This is a genomic window from Pseudomonas sp. PA-7-1E, from assembly GCF_021605325.1.
In the GTDB taxonomy this organism is placed as follows: Bacteria; Pseudomonadota; Gammaproteobacteria; order Pseudomonadales; family Pseudomonadaceae; genus Aquipseudomonas; species Aquipseudomonas fluorescens_BV.
This window is the reverse complement of sequence record NZ_WKFA01000022.1, coordinates 1-19,621: the sequence shown is the minus strand read 5'-3', so window position 1 is coordinate 19,621 and position 19,621 is coordinate 1. Positions and strand designations below refer to the sequence as shown.

19 protein-coding genes are annotated in these 19,621 nt (G+C 59.9%); 9 read left to right on the top strand and 10 right to left on the bottom strand.

Features of this window, described 5'->3' with window-relative positions; all coding sequences use genetic code 11:
* Positions 1-21: 21 nt before the first annotated feature.
* A complete protein-coding gene (locus GIW79_RS15895; protein ID WP_032892803.1) occupies positions 22-1,524 on the bottom strand; it encodes a nucleobase:cation symporter-2 family protein in 1,503 nt (500 codons plus the stop codon).
* 157 nt (positions 1,525-1,681) lie between these two features.
* Between GIW79_RS15895 and GIW79_RS15890 the strand changes: the two genes are divergently transcribed.
* A complete protein-coding gene (locus GIW79_RS15890) occupies positions 1,682-2,515 on the top strand; it encodes a hypothetical protein (RefSeq protein ID WP_054898624.1) in 834 nt (277 codons plus the stop codon).
* Between the two features lie 138 nt (positions 2,516-2,653).
* Here the strand turns inward: GIW79_RS15890 and punC are convergent, their stop codons facing one another.
* Complete coding sequence (gene punC / locus GIW79_RS15885) at positions 2,654-3,838, bottom strand: purine nucleoside transporter PunC (RefSeq protein WP_054898625.1); 1,185 nt, start codon at positions 3,836-3,838, stop codon at positions 2,654-2,656.
* A 122-nt stretch (positions 3,839-3,960) separates the two neighbouring features.
* On the opposite strand from punC, the gene punR reads away from it, so the two are divergent.
* Positions 3,961-4,875 carry a DNA-binding transcriptional activator PunR gene (punR, locus tag GIW79_RS15880; protein ID WP_054919795.1) on the top strand — a complete coding sequence of 305 codons (915 nt, stop codon included), beginning with the start codon at positions 3,961-3,963 and terminating at the stop codon, positions 4,873-4,875.
* Positions 4,876-5,042: 167 nt separating this feature from the next.
* Here the strand turns inward: punR and GIW79_RS15875 are convergent, their stop codons facing one another.
* Together GIW79_RS15875 and GIW79_RS15870 are read right to left on the bottom strand one after the other, a co-directional pair.
* On the bottom strand, positions 5,043-5,204 hold the full coding sequence (locus GIW79_RS15875) for a hypothetical protein (RefSeq protein WP_229999651.1): 162 nt from the start codon (positions 5,202-5,204) through the stop codon (positions 5,043-5,045).
* A 136-nt stretch (positions 5,205-5,340) separates the two neighbouring features.
* On the bottom strand, positions 5,341-6,510 hold the full coding sequence (locus GIW79_RS15870) for an aspartate aminotransferase family protein (RefSeq protein WP_236454158.1): 1,170 nt from the start codon (positions 6,508-6,510) through the stop codon (positions 5,341-5,343).
* Between the two features lie 102 nt (positions 6,511-6,612).
* On the opposite strand from GIW79_RS15870, the gene GIW79_RS15865 reads away from it, so the two are divergent.
* Entirely contained in the window at positions 6,613-7,518 is a 906-nt protein-coding gene (locus GIW79_RS15865) for a LysR family transcriptional regulator (RefSeq protein ID WP_200648159.1), read from the top strand.
* Here the strand turns inward: GIW79_RS15865 and GIW79_RS15860 are convergent.
* Both GIW79_RS15860 and fabV read right to left on the bottom strand, forming a co-directional pair.
* Positions 7,515-8,138, bottom strand: coding sequence for an HAD family hydrolase (locus GIW79_RS15860; protein WP_236454154.1), 624 nt, complete (start codon positions 8,136-8,138; stop codon positions 7,515-7,517). The genes GIW79_RS15865 and GIW79_RS15860 overlap by 4 nt on opposite strands.
* Before the next feature lie 305 nt (positions 8,139-8,443).
* Positions 8,444-9,637, bottom strand: a complete 1,194-nt coding sequence (fabV, locus tag GIW79_RS15855) for an enoyl-ACP reductase FabV (protein ID WP_054898637.1) — start codon at positions 9,635-9,637, stop codon at positions 8,444-8,446.
* Positions 9,638-9,913: 276 nt separating this feature from the next.
* On the opposite strand from fabV, the gene GIW79_RS15850 reads away from it, so the two are divergent.
* The 4 genes from GIW79_RS15850 to GIW79_RS15835 all read left to right on the top strand — a co-directional run bounded on the left by GIW79_RS15850 (position 9,914) and on the right by GIW79_RS15835 (position 13,081).
* Entirely contained in the window at positions 9,914-10,738 is an 825-nt protein-coding gene (locus GIW79_RS15850) for an aspartyl/asparaginyl beta-hydroxylase domain-containing protein (RefSeq protein WP_032900476.1), read from the top strand.
* Positions 10,739-10,886: 148 nt separating this feature from the next.
* The gene (gene ppnN, locus GIW79_RS15845; RefSeq protein WP_032892811.1) at positions 10,887-12,260 is read left to right on the top strand and encodes a nucleotide 5'-monophosphate nucleosidase PpnN; all 1,374 of its coding nucleotides are present in this window, start codon (positions 10,887-10,889) and stop codon (positions 12,258-12,260) included.
* Positions 12,261-12,431: 171 nt separating this feature from the next.
* Positions 12,432-12,689, top strand: coding sequence for an AbrB/MazE/SpoVT family DNA-binding domain-containing protein (locus tag GIW79_RS15840; protein ID WP_072446755.1), 258 nt, complete (start codon positions 12,432-12,434; stop codon positions 12,687-12,689).
* Positions 12,686-13,081 carry a PIN domain-containing protein gene (locus GIW79_RS15835; protein ID WP_054919810.1) on the top strand — a complete coding sequence of 132 codons (396 nt, stop codon included), beginning with the start codon at positions 12,686-12,688 and terminating at the stop codon, positions 13,079-13,081. The genes GIW79_RS15840 and GIW79_RS15835 overlap by 4 nt, the downstream gene beginning before the upstream one ends.
* A 136-nt stretch (positions 13,082-13,217) precedes the next feature.
* On the opposite strand, the gene GIW79_RS15830 is transcribed toward GIW79_RS15835, so the two are convergent.
* Together GIW79_RS15830 and GIW79_RS15825 are read right to left on the bottom strand one after the other, a co-directional pair.
* Positions 13,218-13,547 carry a YXWGXW repeat-containing protein gene (locus tag GIW79_RS15830; protein ID WP_034127032.1) on the bottom strand — a complete coding sequence of 110 codons (330 nt, stop codon included), beginning with the start codon at positions 13,545-13,547 and terminating at the stop codon, positions 13,218-13,220.
* Positions 13,548-13,739: 192 nt separating this feature from the next.
* A complete protein-coding gene (locus tag GIW79_RS15825) occupies positions 13,740-14,636 on the bottom strand; it encodes a LysR family transcriptional regulator (protein WP_054898631.1) in 897 nt (298 codons plus the stop codon).
* A 66-nt stretch (positions 14,637-14,702) separates the two neighbouring features.
* On the opposite strand from GIW79_RS15825, the gene GIW79_RS15820 reads away from it, so the two are divergent.
* Complete coding sequence (locus GIW79_RS15820) at positions 14,703-15,407, top strand: NADPH-dependent F420 reductase (protein ID WP_254914269.1); 705 nt, start codon at positions 14,703-14,705, stop codon at positions 15,405-15,407.
* 64 nt (positions 15,408-15,471) lie between these two features.
* Here GIW79_RS15820 and mqo read toward each other — a convergent pair whose 3' ends face one another.
* Positions 15,472-17,118: a malate dehydrogenase (quinone) gene (gene mqo, locus GIW79_RS15815; RefSeq protein WP_034126666.1), complete on the bottom strand. Its 1,647-nt coding sequence runs from the start codon at positions 17,116-17,118 to the stop codon at positions 15,472-15,474.
* A gap of 482 nt (positions 17,119-17,600) precedes the next feature.
* Between mqo and GIW79_RS15810 the strand changes: the two genes are divergently transcribed.
* Positions 17,601-18,788, top strand: a complete 1,188-nt coding sequence (locus GIW79_RS15810; protein WP_236454151.1) for an MFS transporter — start codon at positions 17,601-17,603, stop codon at positions 18,786-18,788.
* Positions 18,789-19,308: 520 nt separating this feature from the next.
* On the opposite strand, the gene GIW79_RS15805 is transcribed toward GIW79_RS15810, so the two are convergent.
* Positions 19,309-19,621 (bottom strand): transposase (locus tag GIW79_RS15805; protein ID WP_236454148.1); only part of this gene is annotated, 313 nt, incomplete at its 5' end.

Sequence of the window (19,621 nt, the reverse complement as noted above, 5' to 3'; positions counted from 1 at the left end):
AGCAAGCTCGCTCCTACCTGTTTAAACCTCAGTGGTTTCGGGTTTTGCGGCTTTCTTTGAGGTATCTGCTACCAGGGGAATTTCCTTGCCCTCGGCATCAAACAACTTCCCACCCCGGTAGTAATCCCCATCGCGCAACGCAGCCACGTCGCGAAAGCACAAGCTGCGCTCAGTCCCCGCCACAAACACTGACTGCTGGTCCGAGTTGCCGGCGGTGAAGTGGTTGAACGCCAGGTTCAGCAATATCGCCATGATTGCCGACGAGCTGATGCCCGAGTGGAAGATGGTCGCGAACCAGCTTGGAAACTGATCGTAGAAGCTCGGCGCGGCGATGGGGATCATGCCGAAGCCGATAGACGTGGCAACGATGATCAGGTTCATGTTGTTGCGGTAATCCACCTTGGACAGCGTGCGAATCCCACTGGCCGCCACTGTGCCGAACAACACAATCCCGGCGCCGCCCAACACGGAGGTGGGCACGGCCGCGATCACTCGCCCCATGAACGGCAACAGGCCGAGCACCACCAGGAACACTCCGCCAGTGGCCACCACAAACCGACTCTTGACCCCTGTCACCGCCACCAGGCCGACGTTCTGGGCGAATGCGCTCTGGGTAAACGAACCGAAGATCGGCGCAAACATGCTCGACAACATGTCGGCACGCAGGCCGTTGCCCAGGCGCTTGGAGTCCACCTTGGTGTCGATGATCTCACCCACCGCCAGGATGTCCGCCGACGTTTCCACCAGCGTCACCATCACCACGATGCACATGGAAATGATCGCCGCCACATGGAAGGTGGGCATGCCGAAGTGAAAGGGTGTGGGGAAACCGAACATCGGCCCCTGCATGACGCCAGAGAAGTCCGCCATGCCGAGCAGCACCGCGATCACCGTGCCGATCACCATGGCCAGCAGGATCGACAAGCGAGAGATTGTTGCGCTGCCGATCTTGCTCAGCAGCAGCACCAGCACCAGGGTCAGTGCGGCCAGGCCGATGTTGGACATGCTGCCAAAATCTGCCGCCCGGCTGTTGCCACCCATGGCCCAGCGCGCCGCTACAGGCATCAGGGTCAGGCCGATGGTGGTAATCACAATGCCCGTCACCAGCGGCGGAAAAAACTTGGTGATCCTTGAGAACACCGGGGTAATCAACAAACCGATAAAGGACGCGGCCATCACCGCCCCGAGAATCGCTGGCACACCACCGGCACCGTCGCTGCCGACAATCGCCACCATGGTCGCCACACCCGCGAACGACACGCCCTGCACCAGCGGCAACTGACAGCCGAAGAACGGCAGGCCCAGGGTTTGCAAAAGCGTGGCCAGGCCACCGGCAAACAGCGATGCAGCGATCAGCAGACCGATATCCGCCGGCGACAACCCGGCGGCTTGGCCGACGATCAACGGCACGGCGACGATGCCGCCATACATGGTGAGCACATGCTGCAGGCCGTAAGCCATGTTGGCGGCGACGCCCAGATTTTCATCTTCGGGCCGCTGCGGTGACGCCTTCGGGATAGTCATGGTGAGGGGTTCTCTGTTTTTGTTGTGCGCTCACTGTATGCAATGTTCAGACTGTATGTCCATAGAGTTGTATACAATCAATCGAACAAGATACCCTCCAACGGCGTTACAAAAACAATCCGGCCGTCACGAGCCAGAACGCCAAAGGACAAAAATAATGAAAAAGGCACTACAGGGCGCCACCGTCGCATTGACCCTTCTCGGCGGCGGGGAGGCTGTTGCGGTGGAATGGATGAACAACAGCGTCGGGTTCCGCTACGGGCAGCACTTCACCAACCCGAACAACCCCGACGACTTCAGCAAGCGCATCTACAGTTTTACCCACGCCAGCGGCTACCGTTACGGCAGCAATTTCCTCAACCTCGACGTATTCCTGTCCGACAGCAGCGACCCGCGCAAAGGCACCGACCACGGTGGCAGCGAGGTGTACGCCGTGTACCGGCATCAGCTGTATGCCTCACGCGTGTTCGACTTGCCGCCGGGCACGGCGCTGATCAAGGATTACGCGCTGACCCTGGGCTTCGACGCCAACCGCAACAACAACTTCGCTTCCGCCAAGAAGCGCGCCCTGGTGATTGGCCCTACGTTGAAGTTCAACACTGTCGGCGTGCTGGACCTGAGCCTGATGTACTACAAGGAAAAGAACCACACCGGCATTCCCGGCGCGCAAGAGTCGAACCACACCTTCGACGCTACCTACATGCTCAACCTGACCTGGATGCGACCGTTCGAGGTGGGCAACCATGCGGCGAAATTCCAGGGGTTTATCAATTACGTCGGGGAGAAAGGTGAGGATTACCATGGCCGCGATACGGCAGCGGAGGCCTTGATGCGTACAGCGCTGATGGTGGCGGTGCGACCGGGTAAAAGCGTCAAGCCTAACCTGTACCTGGGGGTGGGGTATGAGTACTGGCATAACAAGTTTGGGGTGGACGGCGGCCGTGGCAGCCGCACCTCAACACCGACGCTGAACATGGAAGTGACGTTCTAACTGAAGAAGCAGGCTTTTTGTAGGAGCGAGCTTGCTCGCGAAAAACTCACCGACGCCGCGTTCATTCAGAAAGCCCGCGTTATCGTTGACGTTTTTCGCGAGCAAGCTCGCTCCTACCAGTTTGATCGTATTGTCAGCTCAGGCGTTGGCCAGTTCGGAAGAGTTGCCCTTCGGCCGTGCCAGCCAATAGCCCAACACCGCCAGTGGCGCCGTCGCCAGCATCACAATCACCGTGATCAACAGCGGTTGCTCGATCATCGACGACACCAACAGGCTGGCCACGAAGCACAAGCCCAATTGCAGGGTATTTTGCAGGGCCGCCGCCTTGCCGGAATTTTCCGCAAAGGGCATCAGCGCATTCGCCACCACAATCGGGTAGCTGGCGCCGTTGCACAGCGCCATCAGGCAGAACGGGATCAACAAGGTGGTCAGGGTCGGCACACTCAAGGTGGCCACCACGTACAACGCCACCATGCTCAAGCAATAGGCGACCAGCAACCATGGCAGCAGGGTTTTACCCGGCAGGCGCTGCAAGGCGCTGCGGCAACTGTAGCCGCCAACGAGAAACGCCAGGGTCGGCAGCACGTAGCTGAGGCCAATGTCATTCGGGCTGTAACCCATGCCACCGAGGATGAACGGCGAGGCGGTCAGCCAAGCGAAGAAGCTGGCCGAACAGGCGGCAAAGATCATCACATTGCCGGTAAACACCCGAGAAGTGAGCAATTGCCCATACCCCAGGCGCACCGGGCTGCCCTTGTGCTCCGAACGCTTGGGCACATTGCGCAGGAACAAGGTCGGCAACAACAGCAACAACGACACCACCAGCAACACGCCGAAGATCGCCTGCCAGCCAAAGTGATTCAGCACCATGGCGCCCAACAGCGGTGCCAGGGCCGGCGATAGCGACATCAACGGCATGATGCTGGCGAAGACGCGGTGAGCCTTGTCGGCCGGGTAGCGATCAATCACCAAGGCCTGCCAACTGACGGCGGCGGCACACACGCCAATCGCCTGCATAAAGCGCAGGGCCAGCAGTTGCGGCGCGCTCTGAACCCAGAACATGCCCAGGCAACCGAGCACAAACAGGCTCAGGCCCGCGATCAGAATCGGCTTGCGCCCCAGGCGGTCCGAGAGCGGCCCCCACAGCAACTGCCCCAGCGCAAAGCCGGCAAGAAAAATGCTCAAGCTGGCGCCCACCGCGCCAGCACCAATGTTCAACTGCTCGCCCATGGCGCCAAATGCCGGCAAGTACATGTCCATGGCGAGATAACCGAGCATGCTCAGCCCCGCCAGATACCAGGTAAAACCAAAAGAATTTTTCATCGAAGCCTTGTAGATACTGCCATCAAACTATTTGCTGACTGTCGCCCATTATGAGGCTGACAATATCTGTGTGAAGCGATAATAATTGGACACTCTTATCAATAATTTTGAAGGCAGTACCTATGTGGTCGGAATATTCCCTGGATGTGGTGGACGCCGTCGCCCGTCACAGCAGCTTCAGCGCCGCCGCCCAGGAACTGCACCGTGTACCGTCGGCCATCAGCTACACCGTGCGTCAGCTCGAAGAATGGTTGGCCGTGCCGCTGTTTGTGCGTCGGCATCGCGACGTGGAACTGACCCCTGCCGGCCGCCTGTTTATCGACGAAGCCCGCGGCGTGATGAAAAAAATGCTCGGCACCCGGCGCCTGTGCCAACAGGTGGCCAATGGTTGGAGCGGCCAGTTGAAGGTGGCCGTGGACTCCATCGTCAAACCCCAGCGCTGCCGGCAATTGGTGCTCGACTTCTATCGGCAGTTTCCCGAAGTGGAATTGCTGCTCGAATACGAGGTGTACAACGGCGTGTGGGATGCGTTGGCCGATGAACGCACCGACATCGTGATCGGCGCCACCAGCGCGGTGCCGGTGGCCAGCCACTTCAGCTTCCGCGACATGGGCCTGTTGAACTGGCTGTGCGTGGTCAGCGCCCGGCACCCGCTGGCGGCGGTGGAAGGTTTGCTCAGTGATGACCAACTGCGCCCCTTTGCCTCGCTGTGCATGACCGACACCTCCCGCAACCTGCCCAAGCGCGACACCTGGACCCTGGATAACCAGCGCCGCCTGGTGGTGCCCAACTGGGCGTCGGCCCTGGATTGCCTGCGCGATGGCCTGTGTGTAGGGATGGCGCCGGCCCATCAGGTGTTGCCATGGATCGAGCGCGGGGAGTTGGTGGCGCTGCAATTGAGCCGGCCATTTCCGGCCAGCCCGTCGTGTGTGGCGTGGGCGCAGAACAAACTGTCGCCGGCCATGGCGTGGTTGTTGGAGTACTTGGGGGACACCGAAACGATGAACCAGGAATGGCTGAATGGCCCCTCTTTCTGATCACTCCCACGCTGCTGATTGCTGATCGTTCCCACGCTCTGCGTGGGAATGCTGCCCTGGACGCTCCGCGTCCGCTCTTAACGCGTGACGCAGAGCGTCACAGGAGGCGTTCCCACGCATAGCGTGGGAACGAGCATCGTCTTTCAGTCCAGTAGGCGGGTGATGGCTCACACGATCATCTCCACTTCCTTGCGCTCCAGCGTCAGTGGCGGCAACAGGCGAATGACCTTGCCCCGCGTGACGTTGATCAACAGCCCATGCTCCTGCGCGCGGATGTTCCTCCAACTCCATCCGCAACCGCGCCAGTAAGTGTTTCTGATCGCTCCCACGCTGCTGATCGTTGCTGATCGTTCCCACGCTCTGCGTGGGAATGCTGCCCTGGACGCTCCGCGTCCGCTCTTAACGCGTGACGCGGAGCGTCACAGGAGGCGTTCCCACGCATAGCGTGGGAACGAGCATCGTCTTTCAGTCCAGTAGGCGGGTGATGGCTCGCACGATCATCTCCACTTCCTTGCGCTCCAGCGTCAGTGGCGGCAACAGGCGAATGACCTTGCCCCGCGTGACGTTGATCAACAGCCCGTGCTCCTGCGCTGCCCGTTGGGCCAGGTCGCGGTAAGGGCTGGCCAGTTCAATGCCGATCATCAAGCCCTTGCCACGAATCGCCCGCACCTGCGGATGTTCCTCCAACTCCATCCGCAACCGGGCCAGTAAGTGTTCTCCCTGGCGCGCAGCGTTCTCGAGCAAGCCTTGCTCCTGGATAATCTCCAGCACCGTACACCCGACGCGACACGCCAGCGGGTTGCCGCCAAAGGTGCTGCCATGGCTGCCTGGGGTGAACAGCTCAGCGACGGCAGCGCGGGCCAGGCAGGCGCCGATGGGCACGCCATTGCCCAGGCCTTTGGCCAGGGTCATCACGTCCGGCACGATGCCTTCGTGCTGGAAAGCAAACCAGGTGCCGGTGCGCCCGATGCCGGTCTGGATTTCGTCGAGCATCATCAGCCAGCCGTGGCGCGTGCAGTGATCGCGCATGGCTTTCAGGTAGCCTGGTGGCGCCACCAACACGCCACTTTCACCCTGGATCGGTTCAAGCAGTACCGCCGCGATGCGTGTACCGAACTGCGCGGTGACCGCCTCCAGGGCCGCCATGTCGCCAAACCCAATCTTGATGAAATCGCCGGGCAGACGCTGGAACCCCAGGCGCACCGACGGCCCGTCGCTGGCGGCCATGGTGCCTAGCGTGCGGCCGTGGAAGGCGTTCTCCATCACGACCACCAACGGCTGTTGGATGCCTTTTTTCCAGCCATGCAAACGCGCCAACTTCAGCGCCGTCTCGTTGGCCTCGGCGCCGGAATTGTTGAAGAACGCGCGGTCCAGCCCGGACAGTTGGGCCAGGCGCCGGGCCAATTGTTGTTGCCAGTCGATGCTGTAGAGGTTGGAGGTGTGCAGCAGCAAGCCGGCCTGTTCGCTGATGGCGGCCACTAACCTGGGGTGGGAATGGCCAACATTGGTCACCGCCACGCCGGCCACGGCGTCCAGGTATTCGCGGCCCTGTTGGTCCCACAGGCGCGTGCCCAGGCCGCGGGTGAAGCTCAGGGCCAGGGGTTGATAAGTGCTCATCAGGCAGGCGGCGGTCATGGTGGCGGCTCCAGTGCATCGTTGGGGTGGATCAAGTATGGTTAACCACCCTCGCTGGATAAACGCAGAATTGCTGCAATAACTTTAAACCAGGGCTTGATAATGGATCTGTTCCAGGCAATGTCGGTGTACGTGAAAGTCGTCGAGACCGGCAGCATGACCGCCGCCGCGCAGGAATGCGGGATTTCGACCACCATGGTGGGCAACCATCTGCGAGCGCTGGAACAACGGCTTGGCGTCAGCTTGCTCAAACGCACCACGCGCAAACAGAACCTCACCGAATTTGGCGGGCAGTATTATCAGCGCTGCCTGGAAGTGCTGGGGCTGGTGGCCGACTCCGAGTTATTGGCCGAGCAGGTCCACAGCGAAACCCCCAAAGGCAGCCTGCGCATCACCGCCCCCCCGGTGTTCGGCACTGAACGCCTAGTGCCGGCCTTGAGTGAGTTTTCCCAGCGCTACCCACTTATCGACCTGTACGTGGTGATGAGCAATGAGCGCATGGACCTGGTCGACAGCGGTTTTGACGTGGCGATCCGTCTCGGCGAACTGGAAAGCTCCAGCCTGATCGCCCGGCCTCTGCAGGCCTATACCCTCACCCTTTGCGCCTCCCCTGCCTACCTGGCGCGACGCGGCACACCGCAAACCCCGGATGACCTGCAGCAGCATGACTGCCTGGCATTCGCCTACCCCGCGAACGACAACTGGCGCGACACCGATAAACTCTGGCGCATGACCGGCGATGAAGGTGAAGTGGAGGTGCCGGTGTCTGGCTCATTGACCATCAACAGCTCCCAAGGCTTGCGCCAGGCCGCCATCAACGGCATGGGCATCAGCATGTTGGCCGATGCCCTGGTGCAACCGGACCTGGAGAGCGGCAAGCTGGTGGCCTTGCTGACCACCTATAAACTGCCCAGCCGCCCCATGCACCTGATGTATCGCCAGGACCGCTATCGCCTGCCCAAGCTGCGGGCGTTCGTCGACTTTGTGATGGAGAAATGGACGCGCTAGAACGCCACGCCCAACTCACGCAAACGCGCGGCGGTGCGCTCGGCCGATACGTGGTGAATGCCCTGCCAGCCCAACGCGATAGCGGCCTCGATATTGCCGGCGACGTCGTCGATAAACACCACTTCACTGGCCTGGACATCCGGCAGGTGCGCACGCACCTGGGTGAGGCTGGCGTGGTAGATCGCCGGGTCAGGCTTGATCAACTTCACCTCGCCGGACACCAGAATGTCGCGAAAACGCGTCAGGAATGGATAGTTGGCCCGGGCGTAAGGGAAGGTTTCAGATGACCAGTTGGTGAGCCCGAACAGCGGCATCTCAACCTGATGCAACGCTTCGAGAATCGCCACGCCCTCGGGTAATTCAGCCCGCAGCATTTCGGGCCAGCGCTCGTAATAAGCCTGGATCAGGGTCGTGTGTTCGGGGTATTGGGCAACCAGGGTGCGGGTGGCTTCAGCCAGGGAGCGCCCGGCATCTTGCTCGGTGTTCCAGTCCTGGGTACAGATGGTGTCGAGGAACCACTGGCGCTCGACGTCGTTGGCAATCAGCTTGCGGTACAGGTGCTGCGGGCTCCAGTCGAACAGGACACCGCCGAAATCAAAAACTACTGCACGAATCGTCATCAGATCCTCCGTTAGCATGGCTTGATAGCTGCTGGAGTCTGACAGATCTACAAGAGGGAGGCGCGCGCCGAGGCGTAAGAAGTGTCTGAAAAGACAGGTGGGGGGAGGCATGGCCTCATTGAGCGGACGCAATGCTCAAAACAACGAAGATCAAATGTGGGAGCTGGCTTGCCTGCGAAAGCGGTCGTACAGCCTCAGATGCTGCGACTGACACACCGCCTTCGCGGGCAAGCCCGCTCCCACAGGGGATTTGCGTTAACTGACTGGCATCACGGCAAGCCAGTTTCCACCTTATTGACCGCGCTTTAAGCCTGGATCAGGCCGTTGATTTTGACGGTCGGGTTCACATCCGCGTCGTAATCCACGCCGTCGACTTCAAAGCCAAACAAGCGCAGGAATTCAGCCTTGTAACCGGCAAAATCGCTGATCTCGTTGACGTTGTCGTCGGTCACCTGGTTCCACAGTGCGGCCACGGCGTCCTGAACCTTCGGTTCCAGCTCGGCCAGGTCGGCACGCAGGCGGCCATCGGCGTCGAGTTTCGGCTCGCTGCCGTACAGGCTGTCCTTGAACAGGCCGTAGACCTGCTCGATGCAGCCTTCATGGGTGCCCTGCTCTTTCATCACCTTGAACAGCAGCGACAGGTACAGCGGCATGATCGGGATCGCCGAGCTGGCCTGGGTGACCACGGCCTTGAGCACCGACACACGGGCGTCGCCCTTGAGCGCAGCGAGGTTTTCGCGCAGGGTCAACACTTTCTTGTCCAGGTCTTTCTTGGCTTCGCCGATGGAGCCGTTCCAGTAGATGTCCTGGGTCAGCTTCTCACCGAGGTAGGTGAACGCGGTGGTCTTGGCGCCTTCGGCCAATACATCGGCGTCACGCAGGGCGTCGATCCACAGCTGCCAGTCTTCGCCGCCCATGACCTTCACGGTACCGTCGATTTCTTCCTGGGTCGCAGGCTCAAGCGTGGTGTCGACCACCACGCCCTTGTCGGTGTTGATCCCGCGCAGGGTCACGGCCTTGCCGATTGGCTTGAGGGTGGAGGTGTGCACCACGCCTTGCGGGTCGGTACGGCGTGGCGCAGCCAGGCTGTAGACCACCAGGTCGATCTTGCCGAGGTCTTTCTTGATGGTCTCGATGGTCAGGCGCTTGATCTCGTCGGAGAACGCGTCGCCGTTGATGCTCTTGGCGTACAGACCTTTTTCCACGGCAAACTTCTCGAACGCCGCGCTGTTGTACCAGCCGGCGGAGCTCAGCTTGCCTTCTTCGCCTTCTTTCTCAAAAAACACGCCCAGGGTGTCGGCGCCGCAGCCAAACGCAGCACTGATGCGCGCGGCCAGGCCGTAGCCGGTGGAGGCACCGAGGACCAGTACCTTTTTAGGGCCGCCCTCGATGACGCCATTTTTGGTTACGTAGTCGATCTGCTCTTTGACGTTCGCTTCACAGCCAACAGGGTGAGCGGTCACACAGATAAAGCCACGAACCCGCGGTTTGATGATCATAAAAATTTCTGCCTCTTCCAAGGTGCCGAAGGCCAATAGTGGCCATTCAACTTCAATCGTACCGGTCTATGACGCCTGAAAAACCGAAGCGTCACGATAGTCGCAAATCTTCTGTTCTCAAAATTCAATCCACAAAACGTCGGAGCCTGCACGGCAACGGTTACAAATTGTGCAGCAGCTTCACAATTTCACCCTATTTAAAAACGCCTGCCGGCCCCATAAACCCCTATGATGACGAGATTGTTTCAATATGTTTCGGCTTTGGAGCCTCGTTTCATGAGCAAAAATGCTGTCGGCAAGAAGCTGGTATCCCTGGCGTGGGTACTCGGCGTTCTGCTATTGATCTATTGTTTCCCGCGCAGTTGCCTGGTGTTTCTGCTGTTGGTGGTGTGCTGCGGCGTTTATGACTTCCTGCGTAACGGCCTGTACGACCGCGACACCATCAAGAAGTATTTTATCGGCAACGGTCGTAATACCTGGGTGCTGGCACCGTTCAACACCCTGCTCGACCTGCTCAGCAGCCGCAACCGGCATGTCTACACCATGAACGACCTGCCACCGGCCTGGCGCGAAGACCTGCAACAGGTGATCGACGACGCCATGGCCCGCAAGGATGAAATCATCAGCTACCTGGACGAGCGCATGGCCGAGAAGAAACGCGGCATGTTGTTCTTCCAGTGGTACGGTCGCCCGATCGAAACCACCCTGGATATCCCGCAGCTGCGCAAGAAACTGCCGTTCGTGAAAACCATCGGCGTCTCGGTGTTCAACGAGAACCGCTCGACCTCGTTCCACTTCGGCCCCCTGCGCATGATGTTCCGTGTGCTCTACAACATGGCGCCGGCACCGCACCATGAAGGTGTGTACATCCAGGTGGGCAAGCACAAGCACTACTGGCACGACGACCCGCTGTTTATTTTCGATGACACGCTGATGCACGCCTCCTTCAACAAAAACGACGCCAAACGCTACTGCCTGTTCATTGATATTGTGCGCCCGACCCTGCTGCCCTCGGTGCTCAACGCCGTGATCGCAGGGTTTGCCGGCCTGGTCTTTACCCTGCGTCGGGTTTTCTACAAAAACTGGAAGCTGATTCAGTAAGTTCTGCGGCATGATGGTGTTGGACGGCATTTGCGCTGGGCCTTGCGCCTGAGGTAAATAACCGTCTCGTGCGACCTTAATTGGCGCTCACCATTCTTAAGCCATCGCCCCCTAGCGGGCGCGGTGGCTATGCTTTCAAGGAATCAGAATGCCCCAACGTCAAGTCATCAACGCCTCCGTCAGCCCCAAGGGCAGCCTCGAAACCCTGTCCCAACGTGAAGTGCAGCAACTGAGCGAAGCCGGTACCGGCAGCATCTACACCCTGTTCCGCCAATGCGCCCTGGCGATTCTCAATACCGGCGCGCATATCGACAACGCCAAGACCATCCTCGACGCCTACAAAGACTTTGAAGTGCGTATTCACCAGCAGGACCGCGGCGTACGTCTGGAACTGCTCAACGCCCCCGCCGATGCCTTCGTCGATGGCGAAATGATTGCCAGCACCCGCGAAATGCTGTTCAGCGCCCTGCGCGACATCGTCTACACCGAGAACGAGCTGGATAGCCAGCGTATCGACCTGAGCAACTCCCAAGGCATCACCGATTACGTGTTCCACCTGCTGCGTAACGCCCGTACGCTGCGCCCGGGTGTCGAGCCGAAGATCGTGGTGTGCTGGGGCGGCCATTCGATCAACACCGAAGAATACAAATACACCAAGAAAGTCGGGCACGAACTGGGCCTGCGCAGCCTCGACGTGTGCACCGGTTGCGGCCCCGGCGTGATGAAAGGCCCGATGAAGGGTGCAACCATTTCCCACGCCAAGCAGCGCATCACCAATGGCCGTTACCTGGGCTTGACCGAACCAGGCATCATCGCTGCCGAAGCGCCGAACCCCATCGTCAACGAGCTGGTGATTTTGCCGGACATCGAAAAGCGCCTGGAAGCCTTCGTGCGTGTGGGCCACGGCATCATCATCTTCCCCGGCGGCGCAGGCACGGCCGAGGAGTTCCTGTACCTGCTCGGCATCCTCATGCACCCGGACAACCGCGACCTGCCGTTCCCGGTGGTGCTCACCGGGCCGAAACATGCCGCGCCTTACCTGGAACAATTGCACGCGTTCGTCGGCGCCACCTTGGGCGAAGCGGCGCAGAAGCATTACCAGATCATCATCGACGACCCGGCTGAAGTGGCCCGCCAGATGACCACCGGCCTCAAGGCGGTGAAGCAATTCCGCCGCGAGCGTAACGACGCGTTCCACTTCAACTGGCTGCTGAAGATCGACGAAGGCTTCCAGCGCCCGTTCGACCCCACCCACGAAAACATGGCCAGCCTGCAACTCAACCACGCGCTGCCGGCCCATGAACTGGCGGCCAACCTGCGCCGGGCGTTCTCGGGGATCGTGGCGGGTAACGTCAAAGACAAGGGTATTCGCCTGATCGAGGAGAACGGCCCGTATGAGATCCACGGCGACCCGGCGATCATGAAACCGTTGGATGAATTATTGAAGGCGTTCGTGGCCCAGCACCGCATGAAACTGCCGGGCGGAGCGGCGTATGTGCCGTGCTATCGCGTGGTGCAATAAGCCAGCGGCGGTCGGTCATAGTTTGTATTCGTTTGGGACATAGCAACGCGTGTGAGGAACGAGAGTTCGGACTAGGTTTTACTATTCTGACTCATTCACCTCAGCGAGCGACCTATGGACCAACGGATATTGTCCTCCGTCACTCCTTACCTTAAGGTAAGGAATGTCACGATGGAGACCTTCACTATGGCCACCGCCACACTCACTTCAAAAGGGCAAATCACCATCCCAGTCCAGGTCAGGACAGCCCTGGGCCTGGAAACAGGCGACCGGGTGGAATTCGTCGAAATGGAAGACGGCAAGTTTTCCATGATTGCCGCGAGCAAAACCGTCAAGGACCTCAAGGGTTTGATCCGCAAGCCTGCCCATGCCGTGTCTATCGAAGACATGAACCGCGCCATCGCGGCCCAGGGAGCAACAGCTGGATGATCGGCCTGGATACCAACGTGCTGGTGCGTTACGTGACCCAGGACGACCCGGTTCAATCAGCCAAGGCGTCCCAGCTCATCGAATCACTCACCGCCGCCTCGCCAGGCTTTGTCAGCCTGGTGACGCTTACGGAGCTGGTGTGGGTGTTGCAGTCCTGCTACCAGTCGGCCAAAAGCGAGGTGGTGATGGTGTTGGAAACCTTGTTGCACACGCGGGAACTGACCGTCGAGCACGCCGATATCATCTGGCAGGCATTGCGCAAGTTCAGCGCAGGCAAAGCCGACTTTGCCGACTGCCTGGTTGAACGCTGTGGTCATGCGGCGGGCTGCGAGTACACCGCCACCTTTGATCTGAACGCGGCCAAGGCTGCGGGGATGAAACGGCTCGGCTAGCCCGCTTTGTTTGTGTAGGAGCGAGCTTGCTCGCGAAAAAATCACAGGCACCGCGTGCAATCTGAATGCCCGCGTAACCGTTGACGTTTTTCGCGAGCAAGCTCGCTCCTACAGAGAAGAGGGAGAGGAGGTTTGGTCAGCGTATCCAGCCGCCGATCTGCCAGTGGTAGCCATCATTACGCTGCACCCAATGCGGGTGTACATAACGATAGCCCTGGCGCACCGGCTCCCAATGGCCGTGCACCGCCACATAGCGCCCGCCTTCCCAACGCCAGTAACCGCGTGACCAGATATAACCCTCGCGTACCGCCGGTTCGACTTCTATCACCTGCACCGGAGGCGGCTGCGGCGCCACCACCTCAACATACTCACGTTGCACCGGCCTGCGTTCATGTACTACACGCTCTTGTACACACCCGGACGCCGCCACCACCATGGCGGCCAATGCTGCATAACGTAACAACATACAAAACCCTCGGGCGCGAACGCCCTGCACCTGCATCAGAAAGTAATCCGCCTTTATTCCAGCCGGGCTCCTGCATGGGCTTTGATTATTTTTAACAGGAAATGTCTGTCAGATTGCTGAACCCACCGGCCTCAAGTCGAACGGGCACTGCTGGCGCTGAATCTGCATGAACAGGTGAGAGAGCTCGCGCGTTTAAACCGAGCCAAAACGTTGTAATACGGCGTCGACAAACCGCCGCAACTTAGCCGTGCGCTGCCGATTCGCGGTGTAGACCAAATGCATTGATCGACTTGGCGCGTCAAAGTCCGGCAGCACCCGCACTAACTGGCCCTCGGCCAGTGCCCTGCGCAAGAAGTCTTCAGGGCCGAGCACGATACCGAAACCATCCAGCGCCGCCGACATCAGCGCCCTGCTTTCGTTGATCTGCAAACGGCTGCTTACCTGCACCCTGTGCGGGACCGCACCTTGGTAAAACACCCATTCACGATCTGCCGGGCGTGACCAGAAGGCATAGCCCAGGCATTCGTGATGCTCAAGGTCTGCCGGCGTCATCGGTGTGCCCCGCGCCTGCAAATAGGCCGGTGCCGCACAGACAACCAGGCGATACGGCGCCAGCGGCCGGGCGGTCAGGCCAGTGGTCCCCAAGGGGCCGATACGAAAGGCCGCCTCATAGCCCTCCTCTACCAGGTCGACGAAACGATCCGTAAGGTGCAGATCGATTTGCACATCCGGGTTGTCACGCAAGAATCCGGTGATCAACGGCATCAGGCTGTAGGAGCCGAACGTCACCGGAGCGGTGATTTTCAGCTTGCCACGCGGGGTGTCGTTCATGATTTGCGCAAGGGAATCCGCCGCCTTAGTCTCCGTCAGGATGTGCTTGCAACGTTCGTAGTAAGCGCTCCCCAACTCCGTAAGGCTTTGCCTTCGCGTAGTACGGTTAAGCAAGCGCGCGCCCAAGCGTTGTTCCAAGGCGGTGACATGCTTGGCCACCATTTGCGGTGACATATTCAAGCGCTCAGCGGCACGCACGTAGGAACCGAGCTCAGCAGCCATCACAAAGGCATTCATGCTTGATAAACGATCCATCATTCCCTACCCCTAGTAACAACAGCCGCGCCACAACTGCGATTTATCACCAAATGGTTGCCAATCATCATAGCCACTTCGTACTTCCATCGGAGCAAGCACATGAAGATTGGCGTAATTGGAGCAGGTTTCATTGGGCGTGCTGTGGCACAACTGGCCTTGGCCGCCGGGCATGAGGTGATGCTGAGCAATTCCCGCGGCCCGCACACCATGAGCAGCGTGGTAAGCGGCATACTCGGTGTGCAAGTTGGCAGCGCAGACGATGCCGCACGGTTCGGCGATGTGGTGCTAGTGGCGATTCCCTTTCAACACTACCGCAGCGTGCCCGCGCAATGGCTGGAGGGTAAAACGGTGATGGATGCCAACAATTACTACCCCGACCGCGATGGGCATATCCCAGAGCTGGACCGCTTTGAAACGACTACCAGCCGCTTGCTGGCCGACCATTTGACACATTCACACGTGGTGAAAGTGTTTAACGCGATCTTCGCCCCCGACCTGACGCAAGACGCCCGCCCTCACGGTGCACCTGATCGGCGGGCGCTGCCCGTCGCGGCGGATGACGCCACCGCGAAGGCCGTCGTGACCCAGCTGCTCGATGAGTTGGGGTTCGATGCCGTCGACGCTGGTGAGCTGGATGAAAGCTGGCGATTCGAGCGGGCCAAACCGGCGTACTGCGTGCGCCTGGACCAGGCTGGCTTGAAGGCTGCGCTGGCGGCGGCCGAGCGTGCGGTTGAGCTGCCCCCGGTGGAGCGACACCCGCCGCTCTCCTGAACATTTCCCCACAAAAAAGCCCGCTGACCGTCACCGGTTCAGCGGGCTTTTTCGTGGGTGAGGCTTACAGCGCCAGGTCAGAAACCGGCTTGCTTGGCTCAGCCGCAGGCTTGGCAGCCTCGGTAGCCTGTGGAGCGGCCAATTGCGGGATCGCTGGCGGTGGTGTCAGTTGCAGCACACCGGCAGTGTAGGCCCATTCCTTGGCAACCGCTTCAGGGCTGTCGTTCAGCTTGGTGCCGTAGCTTGGCACGATCTGGTGCAGTTTTTCCTGCCAGGCCGGGCTTGCTACCTTGTCCTTGAACACTTTTTGCAGCACGGTCAGCATGATCGGAGCCGCGGTGGACGCGCCTGGCGATGCACCCAACAGGCCTGCGATGGTGTTGTCGGCAGAGCTGACCACTTCGGTACCCAGCTTCAGCACGCCGCCTTGCTCTTCATCACGCTTGATGATCTGCACGCGCTGGCCGGCTTGCCACAGGCGCCAGTCGGACTGCTTGGCGTTCGGGAAGTACTCTTGCAGCGCCTTGAAACGGTCATCATCAGACAGCATCAGTTGGCCGGCGAGGTACTCGACCAGTGGGTATTCACGAATACCAACTTTGGTCATAGGCCAGATGTTGTGGGTGGTGGTGCTGGTCAGCAGGTCCAGGTACGAGCCTTCTTTCAGGAACTTGGTCGAGAAGGTGGCGAATGGGCCAAACAGAATCACACGCTTGCCATCCAGCACGCGGGTGTCCAGGTGCGGAACCGACATCGGTGGCGAACCTACCGAAGCCTTACCGTAGGCCTTGGCCAGGTGCTGCTCGGCGATGGTCGGGTTCTCGGTCACCAGGAACGAACCACCGACTGGGAAGCCTGCGTATTCCTTGCCTTCAGGAATGCCCGACTTCTGCAGCAAGTGCAGGGCACCGCCGCCGGCGCCGATGAACACGAACTTGGCGTCGGTTTCAGTCTTGGTGCCGTCTTTGAGGTTTTTGTAGCTCACACGCCACGAACCGTCGGCGTTCTTAGTGATGTCCTGCACTTCGCTCGACAGCTTCAAGTCAAACTTCGGCGTAGTTTGCAGGTGAGCGACGAACTGGCGGGTGATCTCGCCGAAGTTAACGTCGGTACCGATCGGGCTCCAGGTGGCCGCGATTTTCTGGCTCGGGTCACGCCCTTCCATCATCAACGGAACCCACTTGGCGATCTGCGCCGGGTCTTCGGAGTACTGCATGCCGGCGAACAGCGGGCTGGCCTTCAGGGCTTCGTAGCGTTTTTTCAGGAACTTGATGTTGTCATCGCCCCACACAAAGCTCATGTGCGGAGTGGAGTTGATGAACGAACGCGGGTTCTTCAACACGCCCTGCTGAACCTGCCAGGACCAGAACTGACGGGAGATCTGGAACGCTTCGTTGATCTCGACCGCTTTCGGGATCTCAACGTTGCCGTTCTTGTCTTCCGGGGTGTAATTCAGCTCAGCCAGGGCCGAGTGACCGGTACCGGCGTTGTTCCAGCCGTTGGAGCTTTCTTCGGCCACGCCATCGAGGCGCTCGACCATCTCCATCGACCAATCCGGTTCCAGCTCATTGAGCCAGACACCCAAGGTTGCACTCATGATGCCGCCGCCGATCAGCAGCACATCGACTTTCTTTGCCTCTTCCGCGTGAACGGACGTGATCCCCATCGACAAAGCCAGCCCCAGCAGGGCAGTGTTTACTTTTTTAAACATCAGTAGCACCTATGATAAAACGCCATCCGCCCTACCGCCCCCGATCATGAGTAACCCTCGTTCACGCTACGTCAGGCAACGTACCGCGGGGTCTGCACAGTCACATAAAGGCTGCAGGGTGGGCACACAAGGCCGATGGATCGACCTCACTGTTATGTCCCTTCTGCGCTGACTTCTTATCATTATTGGCTTCAGCTACCTGGGCGACAGCCAACCGCTGGGACGTATACGGGTGTACGCACCAGGGAAAGACTAGCCCAAGACGGCGCGCAGAATATCACGCTAAACAGCGTTTATGCGCCGTTTGGCCAATTGACAGGCCTAAATCGCGGCTTTTAATGCGCCCCTGTCAAGCCTGGCAGCCGCGACCTGCGGTCACAGGCGTGGAACTCTGCCGAAAATGGCGGTTCTAGACACCTTCGTCGCGGCTTGCGTAGCATCGGCGACTGTCCTTCGTGCACACCTTTCACACAGAGTTACCCATGACTATCCAGCAATCATCCGGGCAGGTACTGCCCGCGCGCAGCGCCGCCAAAATGGAAGCGGCCATGGCCGTGGGCGCCTTCGCGATCGGCACCGGCGAATTCGCCATCATGGGCCTGATGCCCGACATCGCCCAGAACCTGGGCCTGAGCGAACCCCAGGTCGGCCACGCCATCAGCGCCTACGCCCTGGGCGTGATGGTCGGCGCCCCACTGCTGGCCATCCTCGGCGCCAAGTTGCTGCGCAAACACATGCTGCTGTTGCTGATGGGCCTGTACGCCCTGGGCAACTTCGCCACCGCCTTCACCCCGACCTTCGGCTCGCTGGTGGCCTTCCGCTTTATCAGCGGCCTGCCCCACGGCGCCTACTTCGGCATCGCCGCCGTGGTCGCCTCCAGCATGGTGCCCACCGACAAACGCGCCGGCGCCGTGGCCCGCGTAATGATGGGCCTGACCCTGGCCATGCTGCTCGGCAACCCCATTGCCACCTTCCTCGGCCAACACCTGGGCTGGCGCTCGGCGTTCGCTCTGGTCAGCGTGATCGCCCTGCTCACCATCGCCCTGGTCTGGCAATTCGTGCCCCACCGCCACGACGAACAACGCAGCGACCCGCGCAAGGAACTGCGCGCCTTCACCAAACCCCAGGTCTGGATGGCCCTGTCCATCGGCGCAATTGGCTTTGCCGGCATGTTCTGCGTATTCAGCTACCTGGCGCCGACCATGCTGGAAGTGACCAAAGTCTCGCCGCAGTGGATCCCCTTCGGCCTCGCGGCATTTGGCGTGGGCGGCATCATCGGCAACATTGCCGGTGGCAAGCTGTTTGATCGCATGCAGTTTCGGGCGGTGGGTTTGATATTGGTATGGTCGATGGCGGTGTTGTTGTTCTTCCCCTTCGCCGCGGCGTCGCTGTGGGGCGTACTGGTGAGCATGGGGCTGGTGGGCACCATGGTCGCGTTGGCGGCACCGTTGCAGATTCGGTTGATGGACATCGCCCACGAAGCGCCGAGCTTGGCGGCAGCGTCGAACCATGCGGCGTTTAACCTGGCGAATGCGCTGGGGCCGTGGTTTGGGGGGATGGCGATTACGGCAGGATTGGGTTGGACCAGTACCGGCTACATCGGTGCTGCTACAGCGCTGGTGGGGCTGGGCCTCTACCTGATTGCCCGGCGGATGAAAGGCGGTCAATAACGGCTCACCTAATACCGATCAGCTAAGCGAACACAATACCAATGTGTGGAGCTGGCTTGCCTGGGAAAGCAGTGGTTCAGTTATAGATTCAGTGACTGACACGCCGCCTTCGCGAGCAAGCCCGCTCCCACAGGGATCTGGGCCGGGCGCTGATTTTGTGGGCGCTACATGGCCACTGTGGGAGCTGGCTTGCCTGCGATAGCGGTATATCAGTAACAGACGAATTAACTGCCCCATCGCCATCGCGAGCAAGCCCGCTCCCACGGGGATCTGGGCCGGGCGCCGATTTTGTGGGCAATACATGGCCAATGTGGGAGCTGGCTTGCCTGCGATAGCGGTATATCAGTGACAGATGAGTTAACTGACCCACCGCCATCGCAGCATAAATATCTAAATAACTTCGGCACGACGCTGCACCTGTGGCGAGGGAGCTTGCTCCCGTGAAGACCTGACAGCCGACGCTTATCTCCCTGACTCCCACACTCCAACTGTGGGAGATTCTATGGTTGAGGGGCAACCCTCAACCAACTTTTGGCTGATATTCGCTTTGCCCTTTCAGCAGAGCGAATACCACCCGAGCAAGCTCGCGGGCCAGTATTACCAACGCCTGTGTGGTGCTATAGCCTCGCGCCCTCTGTGCTTGATAAAACGCTTTCCATGTCTCTGTTCGGCTAGCCGCCATCGCTGCGTTATGCAGCAGGCGCCTAGCTTCTGAGTCGCCGCGCTTACTTAAACTACGACGACCATCCTTCTGTCCTGACTTGTTGACGCGCAAATCCATACCAAGAAAGGCGATAAACGCGTCCGAATTCCTGAACTCTCCCCGTTGGAAG